The following is a 17,847-nucleotide window of genomic DNA, read 5'->3' on the forward strand; positions in this document are numbered from 1 at the left end:
TAAGTTTTAGAGAGACTTCTGACTGCACTGCATGACGAAAAGGACACAATGCGGAAATTCCTCATACGAATGGTGGACACACCTACACGTTTCGACCGCAGTTCTGTCTTGCGCACGAACGGCCAGAACAATTGCACAACGGCTCAACCACGATCTTCCGCAACTAAGAGGCGCGCGAGAAGAAAGGTAAGCTTAGCGAAGAGGCCGTCGAGACACGCGTGGACCTCTCTCCGCTACGTTCGCATGCGAGGACATTCAGGACGCAGATCTCATGGTCGCAGCCGCCTTCGAGGACATGACCGTGAAAGCGTCCGTGTCTCGCATGCTCGACGTGGTGACGAAGCACGGGGGAATTCCAGCGTCGAGCACCTGGACGCCCGACATGATCGCCGCTTACACGAGGCGCCCGCAAGACGTGATCGGCCTGCATTTCTTCAGTCCAGCTAACGTAATGAAGCCGCTCGAGGTGGTGCGCGGCGATGCAGCGGGCAAGGATGTGCCCGCAACCGTAAATGCGAATGCCTTCGGACATCCGTTCCGCGTTTCGGGCCCGCGTCTCGTCGGCCACGCGCTGATCGAGGACAAGCGTCGTGGCGTGAAGGACGTCGTCGTCACGATGTGCGTACTTCGAAAAGCCCCGCCGCGCCCTGGTCGCCGCCGATGCCTTGAATGAAGCGCTGTGACAAGGGCGCCGGTGCGACATTGATGCCGCCGCTCCAACGCGACCCGCCGCGCAACGGCGCTCAAACACGCGCCGCCACCTTCCTTGCGACATCCAGATACCGCGCGGCCGTATCCTGCAACGTCAGCCCGACGAGCGACCGCTGCACCCGAGGCTGCGCGAGCGCGCCGAGCAGCGCCGCGGCATAAGCGGCCGTATCGTCGGTATCGACCAGTTGCACGCCAGGCAGCGTCTTCGCGAACTGGAACGGCATAATCGTGCTGGCGACGACGGGAATCCCCGAAGCCAGCGCCTCCAGAAACGCGATGCTGTGTCCCTCGGAACGCGACGGCATCGCGAACACATTCGACGCCCGAAGCACGCCGCACACATCCGGGTGCGGCCCCTCCACGCTCACGCGCTCTTCGAGCGCGAGCTTCTTCACCAGATCCTGAACCGCGGCCAGATAAGCCGGGTCCTCGACGACGCCATACAGTTGCAGCCGCACATCCTTCAGCTGCGCAGCAACTTCGTAAAACGCATGCACCGTCTGCAACTGGTTCTTCACCGACGTGTATCGCCCGATCTGCACGATCTGCAGCGGCGCATCGCCGTCGCGCGGGCGATCGTCGAATGCGAAGCGCGTCGTATCGACACCGTTCGGAATCAGCGTCAACGACGGATGCGCGCGCACACTGTTCCTGTAGTCATGCAGATTGGCCGGCGACACGCCGATCACCGCCCTCGCCCTCGACGACAATATCCGTTCGACGTAGCGAAAGAGCGCCCGCTCGAAATCGTTGACGGCCGAATGCATCACGTAGATCACGGGCACTTTGGTCGGCAGCGCGCGTGCATAAAAGGCGGGAATCGTCGCGTGAGCGAACATGACGTCGGGCCTGAAATGCCGCAGCATGCGGGCGAGAAAAACGAGCTTCCCCGGCAGTGTCGAACGCCTGCAAGGAAAGACACACTCGACGCCGTGACTCGCCAGCTCGCGCGTGAGCGGCGCGAAATCCACGTGCTCGGGCAACAGCGAGGTCACGCCGACCACGCTGCCCTCGCGCTGCTGATGGATCGCGAGATCCTTCGCGAGCACTTCCGCGCCCGACAGGCGCGGCTCAAGCACGAGATGGAGAATCCGCATCAAAGCACCCTTGCCGTCCGATACGCCATCCACATCGCCGCGCAACTCAGTCCGAGCGTCATGGCCCATGCAATGCCCGTGACGCCCCAGTAGTGCGTCGCAGGCGGCACGCAGGCGAGCAGCACGATGACCTGGATCACCGACGCCTGCGTGGTCGCCTTCGCGTCGCCGACCGCGCGCAGATACGAGACCAGCACCGCGATCAGCGCGCCGATCGCCATGTTGATCACAAAAATCTTGAAGAGCGGCACGGCAGGCAGCCACGCCGGTCCGAGAATCAGCGAAAAGAGCAGGTGCGCCGCGAGCCGCAGCACGATCACGACGACGACGAGCCCCAGTGCGATCAAACCAATATAGCGCCTGAAAAGCCGCGCGGCGACCTTGGGATCGGCGCGATGGCGCGCCGCGAAGGTCGGAAACAGATACTGCGACATCGCGATCGCGGCATCGGCGAGCAGCATCTGTGCGAGCCGCGACGACATCTGATACGCGCCCAGTTGCGCCGGCCCCAACAGTTTGCCGACCACCACCTTGTCGAACTGGTTCAGCACGAGATTGACGACGCTGCCCGCCCAGATCCAGCGACTGAATCCGATGTAATGGCCGATTCCAGACCAGCGCAGGCGAATGGGCGGACGCGGATTCATGGTGATCCACGTCAGCGCCGTCTTCAGCGATTCGCCGACGATCATGCCGAGCAGCACCGAATACGCGCCCGCGCCCGCCAGCGCAAGCGCCAGCCCGAAGCAGCAATCGACGAACGCCGCCGATATCTCGACGAGCGCGACGTGCTGGAAGCGCCGGTCGCGCTGCACGACGTAATACGCCGGCGACGCGACGCCGCGCAGCAGCGGCAGCAGCGCCGCAAGCTGCAACAGCAGCAGCGCGCCGCCCAGATGAAACTGGCTGTTCATGACCGGCGCGAGCGCGACGAGTGCCGCGCCGATCAGCACGCCGCGCGACGCGAGCGTGGTCCAGACGGCGCCCAGTTCATCGCGTGTCGGCGCGGCCTGCCCCTGTATCACGGCCTGCGACAGGCCCGTATCGGACAGCGCCTCCGCAATTGCGACGGCCAGCAGCGCGACGCTCACGCTGCCGATCGCCTCCGGCCCGAGAATGCGGCCGATCGCGAGAAACTTGATGGCCACGAGCCCACGCATCAACACCTGTTGCAGCAACACCCACGTCGCTGCGCTCGAACCCAGACTCGCCCTGAACGAAAACGCCGGTAGCCTCATCGTCCGCAATCTTCTTCTCCTTGTTTCGTCAATGCAGTGCATCGTGATGGGAAAGCACGGTGTCGAAGCGATGCGTCATGTCTCGCGCGACGTGCAGAAACGGCGCGGGCCGCCGGCGCAAATACGTCGTTCTTCAAGGTACCTCGCCATACCCGCACGCGGACGCCATCTGCCAGGCAGAATCGGCAACGCGCAACGCGGGCTGTCCGTTCTCGCCAAAGATATGGCGAAATTGTCGGTTCGCGCCGAAAGCGGGATGCTAAGGTGGACCCAATACTGCTCGTCAGGACCACCATGGAACGCGCAACTCACCTCGTGCCCGTCGAAGCGCCCATCGCCGATGCCGCCAGGCTCGGCTACGTCGTCATCATCGAGCCGAATTTCACGGGGCATCGCTGGCGCTACGTCGAATGGATCGCGCAGACCTGTCTCGAAGCGGGTTATCCGTGCCTCGTCGTGACGGAGAACTCGAACGAGGATCATCGGCTCGCGCGCGAGATCGTGGCCGCGGAGCGCGAGGATTTGCAGATCGCGTTCGTCGATGCGGAAAGCCAGCGCCAGAGCCGCGGCCTGAAGCGCGTCAGCTACGCGCGCTTTCATGCCTATTTCAAGCTCGCATACGATTCCGTCAAACGTGTCGAGCGCGTGCGGCTCGTCGTCGTGCCTTACGTCGACTATTTCTTTCATGCGCTGCCGCTGCTCGGCACGCCGTTCGGCAGGGCGCCATGGATCGCCATTACGATGCGCGCGACGTTCCACCATCGCAAGGTCGGCGTGCGCACGCCGGGGCGGCCGCTCGTCAATACGCTGAAATCGCTGCTGTTTCGCCGCGCCGTGCATACGAAAGGACTGCGCGCGCTGCTGTCGATCGATCCGACGCTGGCCGAGTGGGTCGGCCGCGCGAAGCCGAAACATGGCGCGAAGGTCGAGTACGTCGCCGATCCGTTTCCCGATGCAAAAGCCGAGGACCCGCTCGTCGCGCGCGAGCGTCTCGGGCTCGATCCCGACGGCCGCTATCTGCTCGTCTATGGCTCGATCAGCGAGCGCAAAGGCATCTGCGAGCTCGCCGAAGCGCTCGCGGGCATGACGGACGCGCCGACCTTGCTGCTCGCAGGCGAACAGGACCCCGACATTCGCGGCTTCATGCGCGCATTCATTCCGATCCTCAAGCCGGCGCCCGTGATTCTCGACCGCTTCATCTCGAACGAGACGGAGCGCGACCTGTTCTCCGCTTGCGACGCCGTATGGCTCGGCTACAAGGGCCACTACGGGATGAGCGGCGTGCTGGTGCAGGCGTACCGCTTCGACAAGCCCGTCGTCGCGACGAGCGAGGGGCTGATCGGCTGGTTCTGCCGCGGCGGGCAGCTCGGGCCGTGCCTCGACGATCTGTCCGCGCAATCGATCAAGCACGCGCTCGACGAAGTCGCCGCGAAGTGGCACAGCGGAGAACCGCATCGGCGGCCACTCGATCATCTGCTCGCGCGCAACACGCTCGGGCAATTCAAGGAAACGCTGCGGCAGGCGATCACCGAAGCCATAGCGACACGCGCCTGAGCCACACTTCTTTTGCTCAACGGCGACATTCACGCCGACGTCATGCGGGGCGCTCGCGTCGATGTGCATGCGTCACGGGCAGTTGTAGGCCGTTATCGCCGCGCGGGCATCAGCGCATCAGGACAGTTGGCCGCCGACAGGCATCTCTTCGCGCACCGACGCATTCCGCTTGGCCGGAAACAGTGCATTGCGCAGCCGCAGGAACGGATACTCGACGGCGCGCGTCATCGCGTAGCCCGCGATGATCGCGACGGCCGCCTGCGCGGACAGCGCGAGCGCCCACACGACGACGGGCGGCAAGCCGAGCGCCGTCGCCTTGTGGATCACCATGTCGCCGGGCGCGAGCGCAAGCGAGTGCCACAGATAGATACCGTATGAGTAGACGCCGAGCCACGCGACCGCGCGATACGCAAACGACGTGCGCACCTTGCCCGAATGTTCGAGCATCAGCACGATGAACGCGCAAAAGCCGAGCGCCTGAATCGTGTAGCCGATGCTTTCGTCGAGCGGAATGTGCTTCGTCGCGAACGCGAGCCACGCGACGAGCACGGCGACGACGGCGAGCAGCAGCCCCGTCTTTTTCGCAAGACGCTGATACACGTCCGGCTTCATCCAGTAGATCGCGGCGAGGATCACGCCATAGAGCAGGCTATCGATCCGGTACTGCGTATAGAAAAACGCGGGGTCCACGCCCCCTCTCGCCACTTCGATGCAACGCGCGATCAGCACGATCACGCAGATGCCGCCGAGCACGCCGATGATCGAGCGCGCGCGCATCTGCCAGCGCGCGAACAGCAGCAGCACGGCAGGCAGGAACAGATAGAAGTGCTCTTCGACGGCGAGGCTCCACGTCTGCGAAATCGACGTGCCGAAGTAGTTTTGCAGGTGGGTCAGGTTCTGCCACAGGAACGAGTCCAGCGGGTGACGCCCGATGATCGCGTGAAAGAGGATCAGCACGTAATACGCGGGCCAGATCTTGAACATCCGGCGCACGATGAAGCGGCGCGCGTCGACGTGTCCCTTCTCCGCGTATTGCCGCAGCAACAGTCCGCCGACGAGGAATCCGCTCAGCGTGAAGAACAGGTTCACGCCTTCGCGGCCGAAATTCTTCAGCGGATACTCGATGATCGAGATCAGCGTGATGCCCGTGTTGACGGTATGGAAGTGAAAGCCCATCACGGCGAGGATCGCGATACCGCGCACGAAGTCGAGTTCGACGGACCTGCCCCGCACCATCGATTCCGAGCTGCCGAATAGCTTCATGCTGTTCCCCTTCGACGTCGTTTGGTCGTTCGTCGTTTCGTTCGCCGTTTCGTCGTTCGCGAGCCGCCGTGCGGAGATTCGCCTGCCTGGTTTTTGGCCGACGCATGGCCGCTTTTCGGTGGGCATTTCTGGCACAGTATTCCAGTCATGTTGCTTGCTACCGCATGCACCCGTGCGCCAAGTTGCCGTCGTTCTCGGACAGTGTCGTTAGAGGTGCGAAACCGTCTGACGAACGGCATCGGGCCGCATCGGTCGACCCCGCCAGAACCCAGGCGAAATACGCCTCGCGCGGACTTGGGCGGAAGCCGGCCATTTATATTCAGACTGAACAGTGGCGCGCGTCGCCCTGCCACGATGAACGCACCGCACACCCCACCGGGAGAGGGAGAATCGTCGATGCGCAACAAGTACGCTACGTTGTGGATCTGGATGTGCATCTTTCCGCTCGCGCTCGACTACAAGGCTCCCGACGCCGATTCGGGTCACGCCGCCCAGGTGCTGCTCGTCCTCCCCGTCCTCGCTGCCGCCGTCGCGCTGATGTTCATCGCTCCGCGCTTCAGGCAATCATCGCCGTTGCGCAGCTTCGTCACGTTCTGCCTCGTGTTGAGCGTGCCGTGCAGCCTCATCTCGCAACTCGTGCAGGGCAACGATTTCGGCAACTATATGCGCGTGATCCTGCCCTTCCTGCTGTTTCTGCTCGGCTATGAGATGGCTTGCCATCCGTGGCACGAAGACCGCATCGGACAGATGGAAAAGGCGCTCTTCTGGGCCAACCTCGTTGCGCTGATCTTCACGCTGATCTTCGGCATCGCGACGAGCGGCGGGCTCGGCGCGATCGCCGACGTGCGCTATCGCATCGTCTCCGTGACGCTGCTCGGATTGCAGGGCGTGCTGCTGCACGAGTTCGTGCTCGCGCGGCGCTTTTCGCCGTTCATGCTCGCCACATTTCTCGCCACGGTGCTCATCGAGCTGTTGAGCGTCACGCGCAGCCTGCTGGTGGGCACGGTGATGCTGTTTCTGCTGGCCGCGTGGATGAGCGCGCCATCGGCGCGCCATCTGCTGAACTCGGCCGTGCGCGTGTTCGTCGTGAGCGTCGTGATCGGCGCGATGGCCGCCGGCGCAGTATGGAGCTTTCCGTCCGTCAGCAAGCACTGGATGCAGCGCTTCGACGCCGCCGCCAACACCGAGACCGGCAAGGACCCGACGACGATCACGCGTCTTGCCGAAATGAAGGACCAGTTCGACCAGGTCACGTCGTCGACGCAAACGCTGCTGCTCGGCGAAGGCTACGGCCACTACTATCGTTATTCGCCGCAGTATCTGCCCGATCTGGCGGGACAGATCAGCAAGAAGGATTTCTACGCGATCCACGAGTGGGCCGCAGGTCATAACTTCTGGATCTATCAACTCTTTGCGGGCGGACTTCTGTTCGGCATCGCGCTACCCGTCGCGGTGGTGTTCGTGCTTTGGCGTTGCTCGCTTGCCTACCGGCGATGGCGCGCGCACTCGCCCGGCGCGCCGCTCTTGCCCGTGTTCGGCCGCGCGATCCTTCAGCTGGCCGCGCTACCCGCGACGTCGATCGGCGGCAATCCGCTCGGCCCGCGTTTCTCCGGCCTCGTATTCGGCGTCGCGCTCGGCCTGACGGTCGCCACCTATTGCCGGCTGCATCGCGAGCTGGACGCAAAAGCGCGCTCGCGCGTCGAACCCGTCGTGCCGCCGCAGGCATCGAGGACGCCTGTCGGCGCAAGACGTCCAACGCCAGGACCGACGGGACACCCGACGCGCCCTGCGCCGTTTGCATCCGCTGCGCGGCACGACGCGCTTCAGGACACGAGCGACACCGAGCCGTTCGATGCAAGCCGCGCGGGTGGCCTGCGTCAGCGCGACGTGCCGGCATCCGCATGAGGGACGCTCGCCTGACACCCAATCCGATGGCATCACGCCCTTTCCTTTCGCACTACGCCGCATGACTTGCCAATGAAAATCCTTCATCTGCTTTCGACAGTCGATCCGCGTGCAGGCGGGCCGACTGAAGGTGTCCGACAGAGCGGCGTCGCGATGGCGTCGCTGGGTCACGAGATTGAAGTGGCATCGCTCGATGCCGCCGATGCGCCCTGCGTCCGCGACTTCCCGCTGCCCGTGCATGCGCTGGGCCCCGGCCGCAATGACTACGGCTTCACGCCCAGCTACGTGCCGTGGCTCAGCCGCGAAGCGCAGCGCTTCGACGCAGTGATCGTGCATGGCCTGTGGCAATACCACGGCTTCGGCGCGTGGCGCGCGCTGCGCGGGTCCAACGTGCCCTATTACGTGTACACGCACGGCATGCTGGACCCCTGGTTCAAGCGCACGTATCCGCTCAAGCATCTAAAGAAATGGGCGTACTGGCCGTGGGCCGAATATCGCGTGCTGCGCGACGCGGCCGCCGTGATCTTCACGACAGAGGAAGAGCGGCTGCTCGCGCGCCAGTCGTTCTGGCTGTATCGCGCGAACGAGCGCGTCGTGCCGTTCGGCACCAACGCGCCGCCGCCGCACGCGCGAGCGCTGCGCGAAGTCTTTCTGAGCGCATATCCGCAATTGCGCGGCAAACGGATCGTACTGTTTCTCGGGCGCATTCACGAAAAGAAGGGCTGCGATCTGCTGATCCACGCTTTCGCCGATCATGCGCAGCGCGACCCGGACGCGCATCTCGTGATCGCCGGTCCCGATGCGACGGGTTGGCAGCGTCCGTTGCAGGCGCTGGCGCGCGCATGCGGCATCGAGGAGCGCGTCACGTGGCCGGGCATGCTGCAAGGCGATATGAAGTGGGGCGCGTTCTATGCAAGCGATGTGTTCGCGTTGCCGTCGCATCAGGAGAATTTCGGCGTCGCCGTTGCGGAGGCGCTGGCGTGCGGCCTGCCTGTGCTGCTGTCCGACAAGGTCGGCGTATGGCGCGAGGTGGAAAGCGATCACGCGGGGTTGGTCTCGAGCGATACCATCAGCGGCACGCAGCGCAACCTGCTGAATTGGCATTCGCTCGACGCGTTCGACAAGGCGAAGATGCGCGAGCAGGCGCGCAGAACGTTCGACGCGCGCTTTGGGATCGCGAGCATGGTCGATGCGTTGACGGCGTTGCTGCAGCCTCAGGGGTCGCCGACGGCGATGGCGTCACGCGTGGCCGAAGCGCAGCAGAATGCGCCGGAGGCTGCTGCGGGTATGGCTTCGAAGGCGGCCGCGCAGCGGGAGCATTCCGTCAGTTGAATGCCGCGTCACGCGTCGCAAGACGCTGCTTCCAATAAAAAATCCCGCGACACGAATCGCGGGATTTTTAATGTCGTATCGGCATTCGCTCGTCGAGCGCTCGCATTACGTCGAGCGCCTGCGCCCCTCACACCGCCTCATTCCCCCCAGCCCGAACCAGCGACTGCGCCGCAATCGGCAGCTTGCTCACTTCGGGATTCGGCACGTTGCCGAACCGCGCGTTGGTGGCTTCGCCGATCGGCACCACGGTCGCCATATCGGGCTTGCCGAGCCGTTGCACGAGATGCGCGCTGAGCCGCAGCGCGAGCGCCGAGATCGTGATCGTCGGGAAGTTCGCGCCGACAGTTGGAAACACCGAACTGCCCGCGATATACAGATTGCTCACGCCGTGCAACTTGCAGTCGCGATCGACGACGCCCTCGCGCGGCGAATCGTGCATCCGCGTCGTTCCCATGTGATGCCACGTGCCTTCGAGCTTCGCGGGCCACGACGTGCGTCCCGTCAGCGGCTCGTCGAGTTCGACCTCTCCGACGCCCATCATCTTCAGTTCGTCGGCGAGCAACTGGAACGTGCGGTCGAACGTGCGCTGCACGAGTTCCGTCAGCCGCCAGTCCACTTTCACGCGCGGCAGCCCGAGCCGGTCCTTGCGGTCGGACAGCGTCACGCGGCTGTCGCGATTCGGCTCCGCTTCGACGATCGCCTGCAGCTTCACGTCGGATATCAGCGCGCGCAACTGCAACAGACGCGTCAGCCCGAAGCCGATCGTATCGATGGGATGCGCGGCCATCGTCATGTAGTCGTCGCGCGCGCGCCGGCCCGGCTGCTCCTTGCGATGCAGTGCCTCGCGGCAGCGGATCAGCGCCTCCGATCCCGCACTGCCTTCGCCGAAGAAACGCGAGAAGAACCACACGCGCGAGTTGAGCAGCTTCTCGCGCATGATCACGTCATGCGTCAGCGCGAACTGCGACGAGATTTGCGTGCCGTGCGCCGCGACGACCGGGTTCTGATAGTGGTACTTGATGTCGTACAGCTTGTTGCGCGCCCATTGCTTCGAGAACTTCACGGTGCCCGTCATCAGGCGCGGATGGTCCATGAAGAAGCGGCCGACCAGATCGTTTCCATTGCCGAGGCCCGCTGCCTGCACCTTGTTCGACGCGAGCAGAAGGCGCGCGTTTTCGATGCCGCCTGTCGCGAGCACGAAGAGCTTCGCGTTCATGCGGACGCGCTTGCCCGAGAGCGTCGCGATATCGACGCCCGTGACTTCCTTCGCGTCGCTGTCCGTGTCGATGTTCACGACATTCGCGTACAGGAACACGCGCACGCGCTCCGAGCGGCGCAGCACTTCGCGATACACCTTGCCGAAACGCACCGGCGGACTGAACTGCGAGACGGTGTCACGCACGTTTCCCGACATCAGCGGATAGCGGCGCACGTCGTGCCGGTTGATCTGCTGCTCCCACCACGCCGGATCGAAATTGTCGGGTCCGAGCTTGAGCAACGTGTGCGTGCGCTGATAGTACGGCGTGAGTTCGTCGAGACCGAACGGCCAGCCGCTGTTCGCGACCCAATCCTTTTTGTCGAAGTCCCAGGGATCGAGCGGCCGGCACCAGCCGCCCCAGCAATTGCTGCTGCCGCCGAGATAGCGGCTCCTGCAGCCGTCCGCGAATGTGTAGGGGATGCCGACGTTGTCGCCGCGATAGAGATCGCGCGTGTCGTCGTCTGCCTTGTAGCCGCCGCTTTCGAGCAGGCAGCATTCGATGCCCGCGCGATCCAGTTCCATCGCGAGCGTGATACCCGCGACGCCTGCCCCGATGATGCACACGGTCGTCGACACAGCGACGCCCTCTTCGACACTGCGGGTATCGATAAACATCCCCTGCTCCCAGCCTTGTGTTCTGTTCGTACCTTCTACGGCCGTGTGAGACTCCGTCCGTTCTGGCCCCTCGCCGAGCCTGCGTGCCAGGCTCGTCGTGCAGCAACGCGTTGCAGGTTTGCGCCGTCGCGGCGCGTCGCGGCAGGTAGTGATTTCCCCCAGCCGCCCATGCCTACGTAGGATGATGGCTCCGCGCTACGCCGTTCATCCGCCAACATCGCGCTTCCGGCAGACAGACCATGCATACGATGCACGTTATGCGGCCCCGCCCACATCCCCGTCGAAACGCTTGCGAATGAAGCGGCAAGGATTGCCTCCGTATACGCCTTCCGCGTCGAGCGAACGATGCACGACCGAAAGCGGTGTCACCACGGCGGATCGCCCGATCGTCACACCCATCTGCACGACGCACTTCGACGAGACCCACGCGCCGTCTTCGATGACGATCGGCGCTACGCGCAAATCCATGTTCGTTCGCATTTCATGCGAGCCCGCGCTCAAAAACGTGCCCTGCGAAATGCAGACGTTCGAGCCGATACGAATCGGCGCCTGGTTGTAGATCCACACATCGACGCCGAACCAGCAGTTGTCGCCGACCGTCAGATTCCACGGCGCCTTGACGCGCACGGGATGCACGAAGCGGCAGTTCGCGCCGATCTTCGCGCCGAAGAGCCGCAACAGCGCAACGCGCACCGACGACACGGGCAGCAGCTTGTTGTTGATCACGCAGGCTTCGACGAAGAACCAGATGAGCTCGGTGAGAAAACCACGCGACGCGACATAGTTACCCTTGCCCGCGCGACTCAGGTCGATCACGCGGCCTGTCGTGGAGGGCTGCGCTGTGGAGGGCTGCGCCGCGTCGGCCGGCCCCGACGCGCGCGCGTCATGCAAGCCTTCCCTCTGCGCGTCCTGGCCGATCGTGGAGCCGATTGTATTGTTCATACTGTTCTCCGTGATGGAGCGTGGTCTCGTGTGCGGCCATCAGGCCGTCTGTCGCGCGCCCTTTCGTCATCGATTATCTGGTCCGTGCAGCGGCATGGATGACGGCTGGCCGCGCCGGGCGTAGTTTTGGCGGATCCATGCAGAGCGTCCGGTTCACCATGGAAGCAGACTTCGACGTTTGCACGGGAGGAAGACGACGATGACCGCTCATCTTCATTCGCGACGACGCTTGCCGCCTGGATATCCGCTGCGCAGTTCCAATCGTTCGCGTGCGTGGCTTCAGTCGATCGCGCTTGCATCGGCGCTGCTGTCGAGCATTGCGCTGATGCCCTGCGCCCATGCGCAGAACAACAACGCCGCACCGGGCAATGGAGCGAAGGCCGCCGCCGCGGCCAAAAACAATGCGAACGGCGCGCCGCCAAAGAAGACAGCCGCGCAGCGCACGCAAGAGGACGCGCAGCGTCTGCTCGGCGGCCCGAATGCTTCGCTCGGTGGCTATGAAATGGATGGCGCGACACCCGATTCGGAACGCGAGTCGCTGCTGAACAGCGAGCGCATGCGCACCGCGAAGCCCAATACGCAGGGCGCGGGTGGTCCCGCAGCGGCCGGCGGCAACGGTGGTAATGGAGGTGCTGCGGGCGGCAAAGGCGCGGCGGCTGCCGTCGCCATCAAGCGGCCTGCGCGCGGTGGCGCGGCGGCCAATGGCGGCGCGGCGGCCAATGGCGGCGCGGCGGCGAACGGCGCCGTTGGCGGCGTCGCGGGCCCGGCTGGCGCCGCGGGACAGCGCGGCGGCGGCGCGATGCCTCCCGCCGATGCAGGCGTTGCCGCTAATGCCGTCTACGGCAACCCGTACATCAACCGGGGAGGACGCGACATCTATCGGTCGCCGTGGTAAGCGTGTTCGCTGCATCGGTGTCAATCGACTCGACGTGACAGGGAAAAACGAAGGGGCCGCATTCGAACTGCCTTCGTGCCGTTCGAATGCGGCCTCTTCGTTTCAAGCGCTTGAGGCGTTCGAACGCGTCTCGGACCAGGACGCGCCGCAAGCAAAACCGGCGCGTCGCTGCACTCGCTCTACTCCACTTTCGACTCCTCGACGGACGCCGACAGAACGCCGCCATTCGCCGTGGGCGCCGCGACGGGTGGAGCGGCGACAGGCGGAGCGGCGACAGGCGGAGCCGCCGTCGCGGGCGCGCCGTCGCCAGCAAGCAGCGAGAGACGCGTATCGAGCGTCAGCAGCGTCGACAGCGGCGAGAGCATCGTCTCGGCATAGCGCCGCCCCGCCGCGCCGAGCGCAGCGCGTCGCGCGCCATCGGCGGCGAGCCCCACGATCGCCTCGACGAGCGCGCCCGTGTCTTCGGGCGGCACGATCACGCCGTTGTCCGCGACGGCTTCGTACAGTGCCGTGCCCGGGCGCGCCATCGCGATCACGGCGCGGCCGCTCGCGAGCATGCCCGTCAGCTTCGACGGCATCACGAGATCGGCGGCATCGCCACGCTGAGGCAACACGTGAATGTCGGCGACGTTCAGCAGTTCGTTGAGCGACGCCGCCGGCTGCAACGGCAGAAAGCGGCAGTTGCGCAACCCTTCGCAGCGCTTGACGAGGTCTGCCCGCGCCGCGCCGCTGCCGCAGAACACGAAGCTGATGTCGTCGCGCGCGTCGAGCGCGGCGGCCGCCGCAGCAAGCGTCTCGATGCCCTGCTTCGCGCCCATGTTGCCCGAGTAGAGCACCACCGTATGGCGCGCCGGAATGCCGAGCGTCTCGCGATACTCGCTCGCGCGCTCGAGCGGAAAGATCGCGCGCGTATCCACCCAGTTCGGCAGGAACTCGGTCTTCGCCGTCTCGACGCCTTTGCCGACCGCGCGCTGCACCATCTGGTTCGATATCGACGATACGACGTCGAAGCGCTTCAGGATCACGCGCTCGACCCAATAGGCGACGCGCGCCGCGCGTCCGCTTTTCAGCAGGCCGAGATCGAAGGCCGCGTCCACTTCGTAGTCCTGGATGTGCAGCCACGCCTTCGCGCCCGTGATGCGCGCGAGCACGAGCGCGCCGGGCGCGCACAGCATCGTCGGCGCAATCAGTATCACGGCGTCCGGGCGCCACGCGATCTGTCGCGCGAGCAGCGGCAGCGACGAGAGCGCGAACGACGCCAGATGCGTCATCCGCTTCAACCCGCTTTGCCGCGCGGGCACCCATAGCGGCGCCCGCCAGATGCGCACGCCGCGCATGACGTCGCGCCGGTAGCGCCACATCGAATAGCCCGGTGCGACTTTCCATTCAGGGTAGTACGGCGGCGCGCAGATTACGCGCACCTCATGGCTGCATTCCGCCAGCATCTGTGCCATCTCGGCTGTGTATTTCCCCGTTCCCGAAAGCTCGGGCGCGTAATTGAGGCCATAGATCAAGATCTTCATATTTGACATCCACGTCGAATGCCCGTCATGCGGCAGCGGACGGCGCTACGCCTCCCAGCCACTACCTTGCGCGGCCACGGCGTGGTCAGGCCGTGGTGTACGCGCAATCGATCGATCTCAATCGCTCAGCATCAGCGCGCAACCGCGCGCGATGTTGGCCGCGGCGGACGGCGGATCGAAACGCCGTATCACGTCCATGCAGCGGCGCGCCGTCGCTTCGGCGTCCGCGAATGCTTCCGTCGCTTTCAGCAGCGTGCGCTGCAGACCGGCAGCGTCGCCTGCGGTGAATGCATAGCCGCTCACGCCGTCGTGCACGAGTTCGGGCACGCAGCCGCAACTCTCGCTGACGACGGTCGGACATCCATGCGCGAGCGCCTCGTTGACGACGAGCCCCCAGGGTTCGCTTCGGCTGGGCAGCACCAGACACGTCGCGCCGTAGTACTCGCGCGACAGCGGTTCGTCCTGCAGACTGCCGACGAACGTTATCGAATGGTCCATGCCCAGCTCGCTGACCCTCTTGCGCAACGCGCCTTCGAGCGGCCCCGTGCCGACGATGCGCAATTGCGGATCGGGCAGGCGCTTCGCGATTCCCGCGAATGCGTCGATCAGCGTCGTGATGCCTTTCTCTTCGGACAGACGTCCGACGAACAGGAACACGTGCGGATTGCCCGCGCGATAGCGCAAGCGCTCGGCAAGCGCGCGTTCGGGTGAGAACGTGACGGGCAGCGCGGCCGCCTGGCACGGAATGAAAATCTTGTCGGCCTTCGCGCCGAGCGACATCAGATATTCGCGGCTGCGTTCGCCGAAACCGAAATAGCCGTCGCACAGCGAGAAGAACACGCGCTTTGGAATCGACGTCAAGAGGCGCTTCGGACGATCGCGTGCCGTCGAGTCGCAAAACACGGCGCGCCGCTTGCCGGTGACGATGCACGCGGCGAGCATCGCCCAATACTCGGGCCGGTGATAGCCGGGCAATACGATCAGATCCGATCTGGCCTTCAGCACTTCCCATACGAGGCGCCCGGTGAGGCGCAACGTCGGCACATCTTCGTAGCAGCCGTCGAAGAGCTTGTGCATCGGATAACGGTGAAACGAATAATCGACGTCAGAAAAACCCAGCCGGTCGTGCTCTGTGTCCGCGATCTGCACCATCGAATAGCGGATCGCACCCGTGGCGGAAATGCTGTGCAATGCAGAGAACACGGCGCCCTTGTGCCGTGACCACACGACGTTATGAAAGATCGTGACTGACGCATCCATTTGTTACAGTCCTCATTCGGTCGAAACTGCCGACTGCCCTGGAAAAAAGAACGGACGTCACCCTAATCCCGGTCCCAGGCAACGTCCGTCACCAGGAACGGGATTTCAGGCGCGCGCAGCCATCTCTAAGAAAGGCGTGGCGAATTTCTCCCCGTACTTCTCGTCGTACTTCGCGGCAAACTCCCGATACGTATTGCCGATTCCCTCGACCAGGCCGATGCTCGCGCGCCAGCCCATTTCCGCCAGCCGCGAAACATCGAGCAGCTTGCGCGGGGTGCCGTCCGGCTTGCTCGCGTCGAACTGCAGCTCGCCTTCGAAGCCGACCACGTCGCAGATCGTCTGCGCCAGCTCGCGGATGCTCAGGTCTTCTCCGACACCGACGTTGAAGAGACCCGTGTTCACATCGTGCTCGAGCACGAAGAGCGTCGCCGCCGCGAGATCGTCGACGTGCAGAAACTCGCGGCGCGGCGTGCCGCTGCCCCACACCGTCAGCGCGCGATCGCCATGCAGGCGCGCTTCGTGCGCCTTGCGGATCAGCGCGGGCAGCACATGGCTGTTCTTCAGGTCGTAGTTGTCGTTCGGCCCGTACAGATTGGTCGGCATCAGCGCGACATAGCGCGTGCCGTACTCGCGGTTGTACGCGTCGCAGAGCTTGAGACCCGCGATCTTCGCGATCGCGTACGCGTCGTTGGTGGGCTCGAGTTCGGAGGTCAGCAGATACACTTCGCGAATCGGCTGCGGGCACATCTTCGGATAGATGCACGACGAGCCGAAGAACACGAGCCGGTCGACGTTCGCGCGATACGCCGCGTGAATCACGTTGGTTTCGATCACGAGGTTCTCGTAGAGAAACTCGCCCGGCTGCGTCGCGTTCGCGAGAATGCCGCCGACGCGCGCCGCCGCGAGCAGCACGACATCGATCTGCTCGCTCGCGAAGAAGCGGTTCACGGCCGCCTGATCGGTAAGATCGAGCTCGGCATGCGTGCGCGTGACGAGATTGCAGTAGCCGCTCGCCTGGAGCTTGCGCACGAGCGCGGAACCGACCATCCCGCGATGTCCTGCGACGTAGATGCGTGCGTTCTTGTCCATGGCCGTCACTCGTGATGTTCCAGCGCCTTGAAGCCGGCCAGCGTGACGAGCGCATCGCGCCGCGCGATCTGATAGTCCGACACCACCATTTCCTTGACGAGCGACTCGAACGGCGTCACCGGCTGCCAGCCGAGCTTCTGATGCGCCTTCGACGGATCGCCGAGCAGCGTCTCCACTTCCGTCGGGCGGAAGTAGCGCGGATCGACGCGCACGATCACGTCGCCCGGCTGCACGCGCATTTCGCTGCGATGACGGCGCTCGACGTGTTCGACGATGCCCACTTCATGCACGCCGTTGCCTTCGAAGCGCACCGTGATGCCCAGTTCGGCGGCCGCGTGCTGCACGAATTCGCGCACGCTGTACTGCACGCCCGTCGCGATCACGAAGTCTTCGGGGGCTTCCTGTTGCAGCATCATCCACTGCATTTCGACATAGTCGCGCGCGTGTCCCCAATCGCGCAGCGCGGACAGATTGCCGAGATAGAGCTCGTCTTGCAGGCCGACCGCGATGCGCGCGATCGCCCGCGTGATCTTGCGCGTGACAAATGTTTCGCCGCGAACAGGCGACTCGTGATTGAACAGAATGCCGTTGCACGCGTAGATGCCATACGCTTCGCGATAGTTGACGGTCGTCCAGTACGCGAACAGCTTCGCGACAGCGTAAGGGCTGCGCGGATAGAAAGGCGTCGTCTCGCGCTGCGGCACTTCCTGCACGAGGCCGTAGAGTTCCGACGTCGATGCCTGATAGAAGCGCGTCTTCTTCTCGAAGCCGCAGATGCGGATCGCTTCGAGCAGGCGCAGCGTGCCGAGGCCATCGGCGTTGGCCGTGTATTCGGGTTCTTCGAACGAAACGGCGACGTGGCTTTGCGCCGCGAGGTTATAAACTTCGTCCGGCTCGACGCGCTGGATGATGCGCAAGAGGCTCGTCGAATCGGTCAGGTCGCCGTGATGCAGTTGCAGGCGCTGGTCCGGGTCGTGCACGTCGCGGTAAAGGTGGTCAATGCGGTCCGTATTGAACAACGACGAGCGACGCTTGATTCCATGTACTTCGTAACCCTTGTCGATCAACAACTCCGCCAGGTATGAGCCGTCCTGGCCGGTGATGCCTGTAATCAAGGCAACCTTCTGAGTCATTATGTTCTCCTGATGAATGACGTCGGACCACG

General features: G+C 64.3%; 14 protein-coding genes. 5 read left to right on the forward strand and 9 right to left on the reverse strand.

Annotated features, from left to right (window positions below; genetic code table 11):
* Positions 1-271 precede the first annotated feature (271 nt).
* A complete protein-coding gene (locus AABE10_RS23955) occupies positions 272-673 on the forward strand; it encodes a 3-hydroxyacyl-CoA dehydrogenase NAD-binding domain-containing protein (protein WP_342935721.1) in 402 nt (133 codons plus the stop codon).
* A 70-nt stretch (positions 674-743) separates the two neighbouring features.
* Here AABE10_RS23955 and AABE10_RS23960 read toward each other — a convergent pair whose 3' ends face one another.
* Both AABE10_RS23960 and AABE10_RS23965 read right to left on the reverse strand, forming a co-directional pair.
* Positions 744-1,808 carry a glycosyltransferase gene (locus tag AABE10_RS23960; RefSeq protein WP_342935722.1) on the reverse strand — a complete coding sequence of 355 codons (1,065 nt, stop codon included), beginning with the start codon at positions 1,806-1,808 and terminating at the stop codon, positions 744-746.
* Positions 1,808-3,055, reverse strand: coding sequence for an oligosaccharide flippase family protein (locus tag AABE10_RS23965; protein ID WP_342935723.1), 1,248 nt, complete (start codon positions 3,053-3,055; stop codon positions 1,808-1,810). The genes AABE10_RS23960 and AABE10_RS23965 overlap by 1 nt, the downstream gene beginning before the upstream one ends.
* A gap of 285 nt (positions 3,056-3,340) precedes the next feature.
* On the opposite strand from AABE10_RS23965, the gene AABE10_RS23970 reads away from it, so the two are divergent.
* Positions 3,341-4,600, forward strand: a complete 1,260-nt coding sequence (locus AABE10_RS23970) for a group 1 glycosyl transferase (RefSeq protein WP_342935724.1) — start codon at positions 3,341-3,343, stop codon at positions 4,598-4,600.
* A 117-nt stretch (positions 4,601-4,717) separates the two neighbouring features.
* Here the strand turns inward: AABE10_RS23970 and AABE10_RS23975 are convergent, their stop codons facing one another.
* Complete coding sequence (locus AABE10_RS23975) at positions 4,718-5,863, reverse strand: acyltransferase (RefSeq protein WP_342935725.1); 1,146 nt, start codon at positions 5,861-5,863, stop codon at positions 4,718-4,720.
* A gap of 396 nt (positions 5,864-6,259) precedes the next feature.
* On the opposite strand from AABE10_RS23975, the gene AABE10_RS23980 reads away from it, so the two are divergent.
* Both AABE10_RS23980 and AABE10_RS23985 read left to right on the forward strand, forming a co-directional pair.
* Positions 6,260-7,768 (forward strand): hypothetical protein, encoded by a 1,509-nt coding sequence (locus AABE10_RS23980; protein WP_342935726.1) that lies wholly within the window; start codon positions 6,260-6,262, stop codon positions 7,766-7,768.
* Between the two features lie 72 nt (positions 7,769-7,840).
* Complete coding sequence (locus AABE10_RS23985) at positions 7,841-9,100, forward strand: glycosyltransferase (RefSeq protein ID WP_342935727.1); 1,260 nt, start codon at positions 7,841-7,843, stop codon at positions 9,098-9,100.
* Positions 9,101-9,227: 127 nt separating this feature from the next.
* Here AABE10_RS23985 and AABE10_RS23990 read toward each other — a convergent pair whose 3' ends face one another.
* On the reverse strand, positions 9,228-10,973 hold the full coding sequence (locus AABE10_RS23990) for a GMC family oxidoreductase (RefSeq protein ID WP_342935728.1): 1,746 nt from the start codon (positions 10,971-10,973) through the stop codon (positions 9,228-9,230).
* A gap of 255 nt (positions 10,974-11,228) precedes the next feature.
* Entirely contained in the window at positions 11,229-11,915 is a 687-nt protein-coding gene (locus tag AABE10_RS23995; RefSeq protein WP_342935729.1) for a DapH/DapD/GlmU-related protein, read from the reverse strand.
* Positions 11,916-12,114: 199 nt separating this feature from the next.
* Here AABE10_RS23995 and AABE10_RS24000 point away from each other — a divergent pair, with 199 nt between their 5' ends.
* Positions 12,115-12,810, forward strand: coding sequence for a hypothetical protein (locus AABE10_RS24000; protein WP_342935730.1), 696 nt, complete (start codon positions 12,115-12,117; stop codon positions 12,808-12,810).
* A gap of 179 nt (positions 12,811-12,989) precedes the next feature.
* Here AABE10_RS24000 and AABE10_RS24005 read toward each other — a convergent pair whose 3' ends face one another.
* The 4 genes from AABE10_RS24005 to gmd form a co-directional block, all read right to left on the reverse strand.
* Positions 12,990-14,333, reverse strand: a complete 1,344-nt coding sequence (locus tag AABE10_RS24005) for a glycosyltransferase WbuB (protein ID WP_342935731.1) — start codon at positions 14,331-14,333, stop codon at positions 12,990-12,992.
* Between the two features lie 117 nt (positions 14,334-14,450).
* On the reverse strand, positions 14,451-15,593 hold the full coding sequence (locus AABE10_RS24010) for a glycosyltransferase family 4 protein (RefSeq protein WP_342935732.1): 1,143 nt from the start codon (positions 15,591-15,593) through the stop codon (positions 14,451-14,453).
* A 105-nt stretch (positions 15,594-15,698) separates the two neighbouring features.
* Complete coding sequence (locus AABE10_RS24015; RefSeq protein ID WP_342935733.1) at positions 15,699-16,682, reverse strand: GDP-L-fucose synthase; 984 nt, start codon at positions 16,680-16,682, stop codon at positions 15,699-15,701.
* A gap of 5 nt (positions 16,683-16,687) precedes the next feature.
* Positions 16,688-17,815: a GDP-mannose 4,6-dehydratase gene (gene gmd, locus AABE10_RS24020; RefSeq protein WP_342935734.1), complete on the reverse strand. Its 1,128-nt coding sequence runs from the start codon at positions 17,813-17,815 to the stop codon at positions 16,688-16,690.
* Positions 17,816-17,847: the final 32 nt, after the last annotated feature.

Origin of the sequence: Paraburkholderia diazotrophica, from assembly GCF_038900755.1 — a bacterium.
GTDB classification, from domain to species: domain Bacteria; phylum Pseudomonadota; class Gammaproteobacteria; order Burkholderiales; family Burkholderiaceae; genus Paraburkholderia; species Paraburkholderia diazotrophica_A.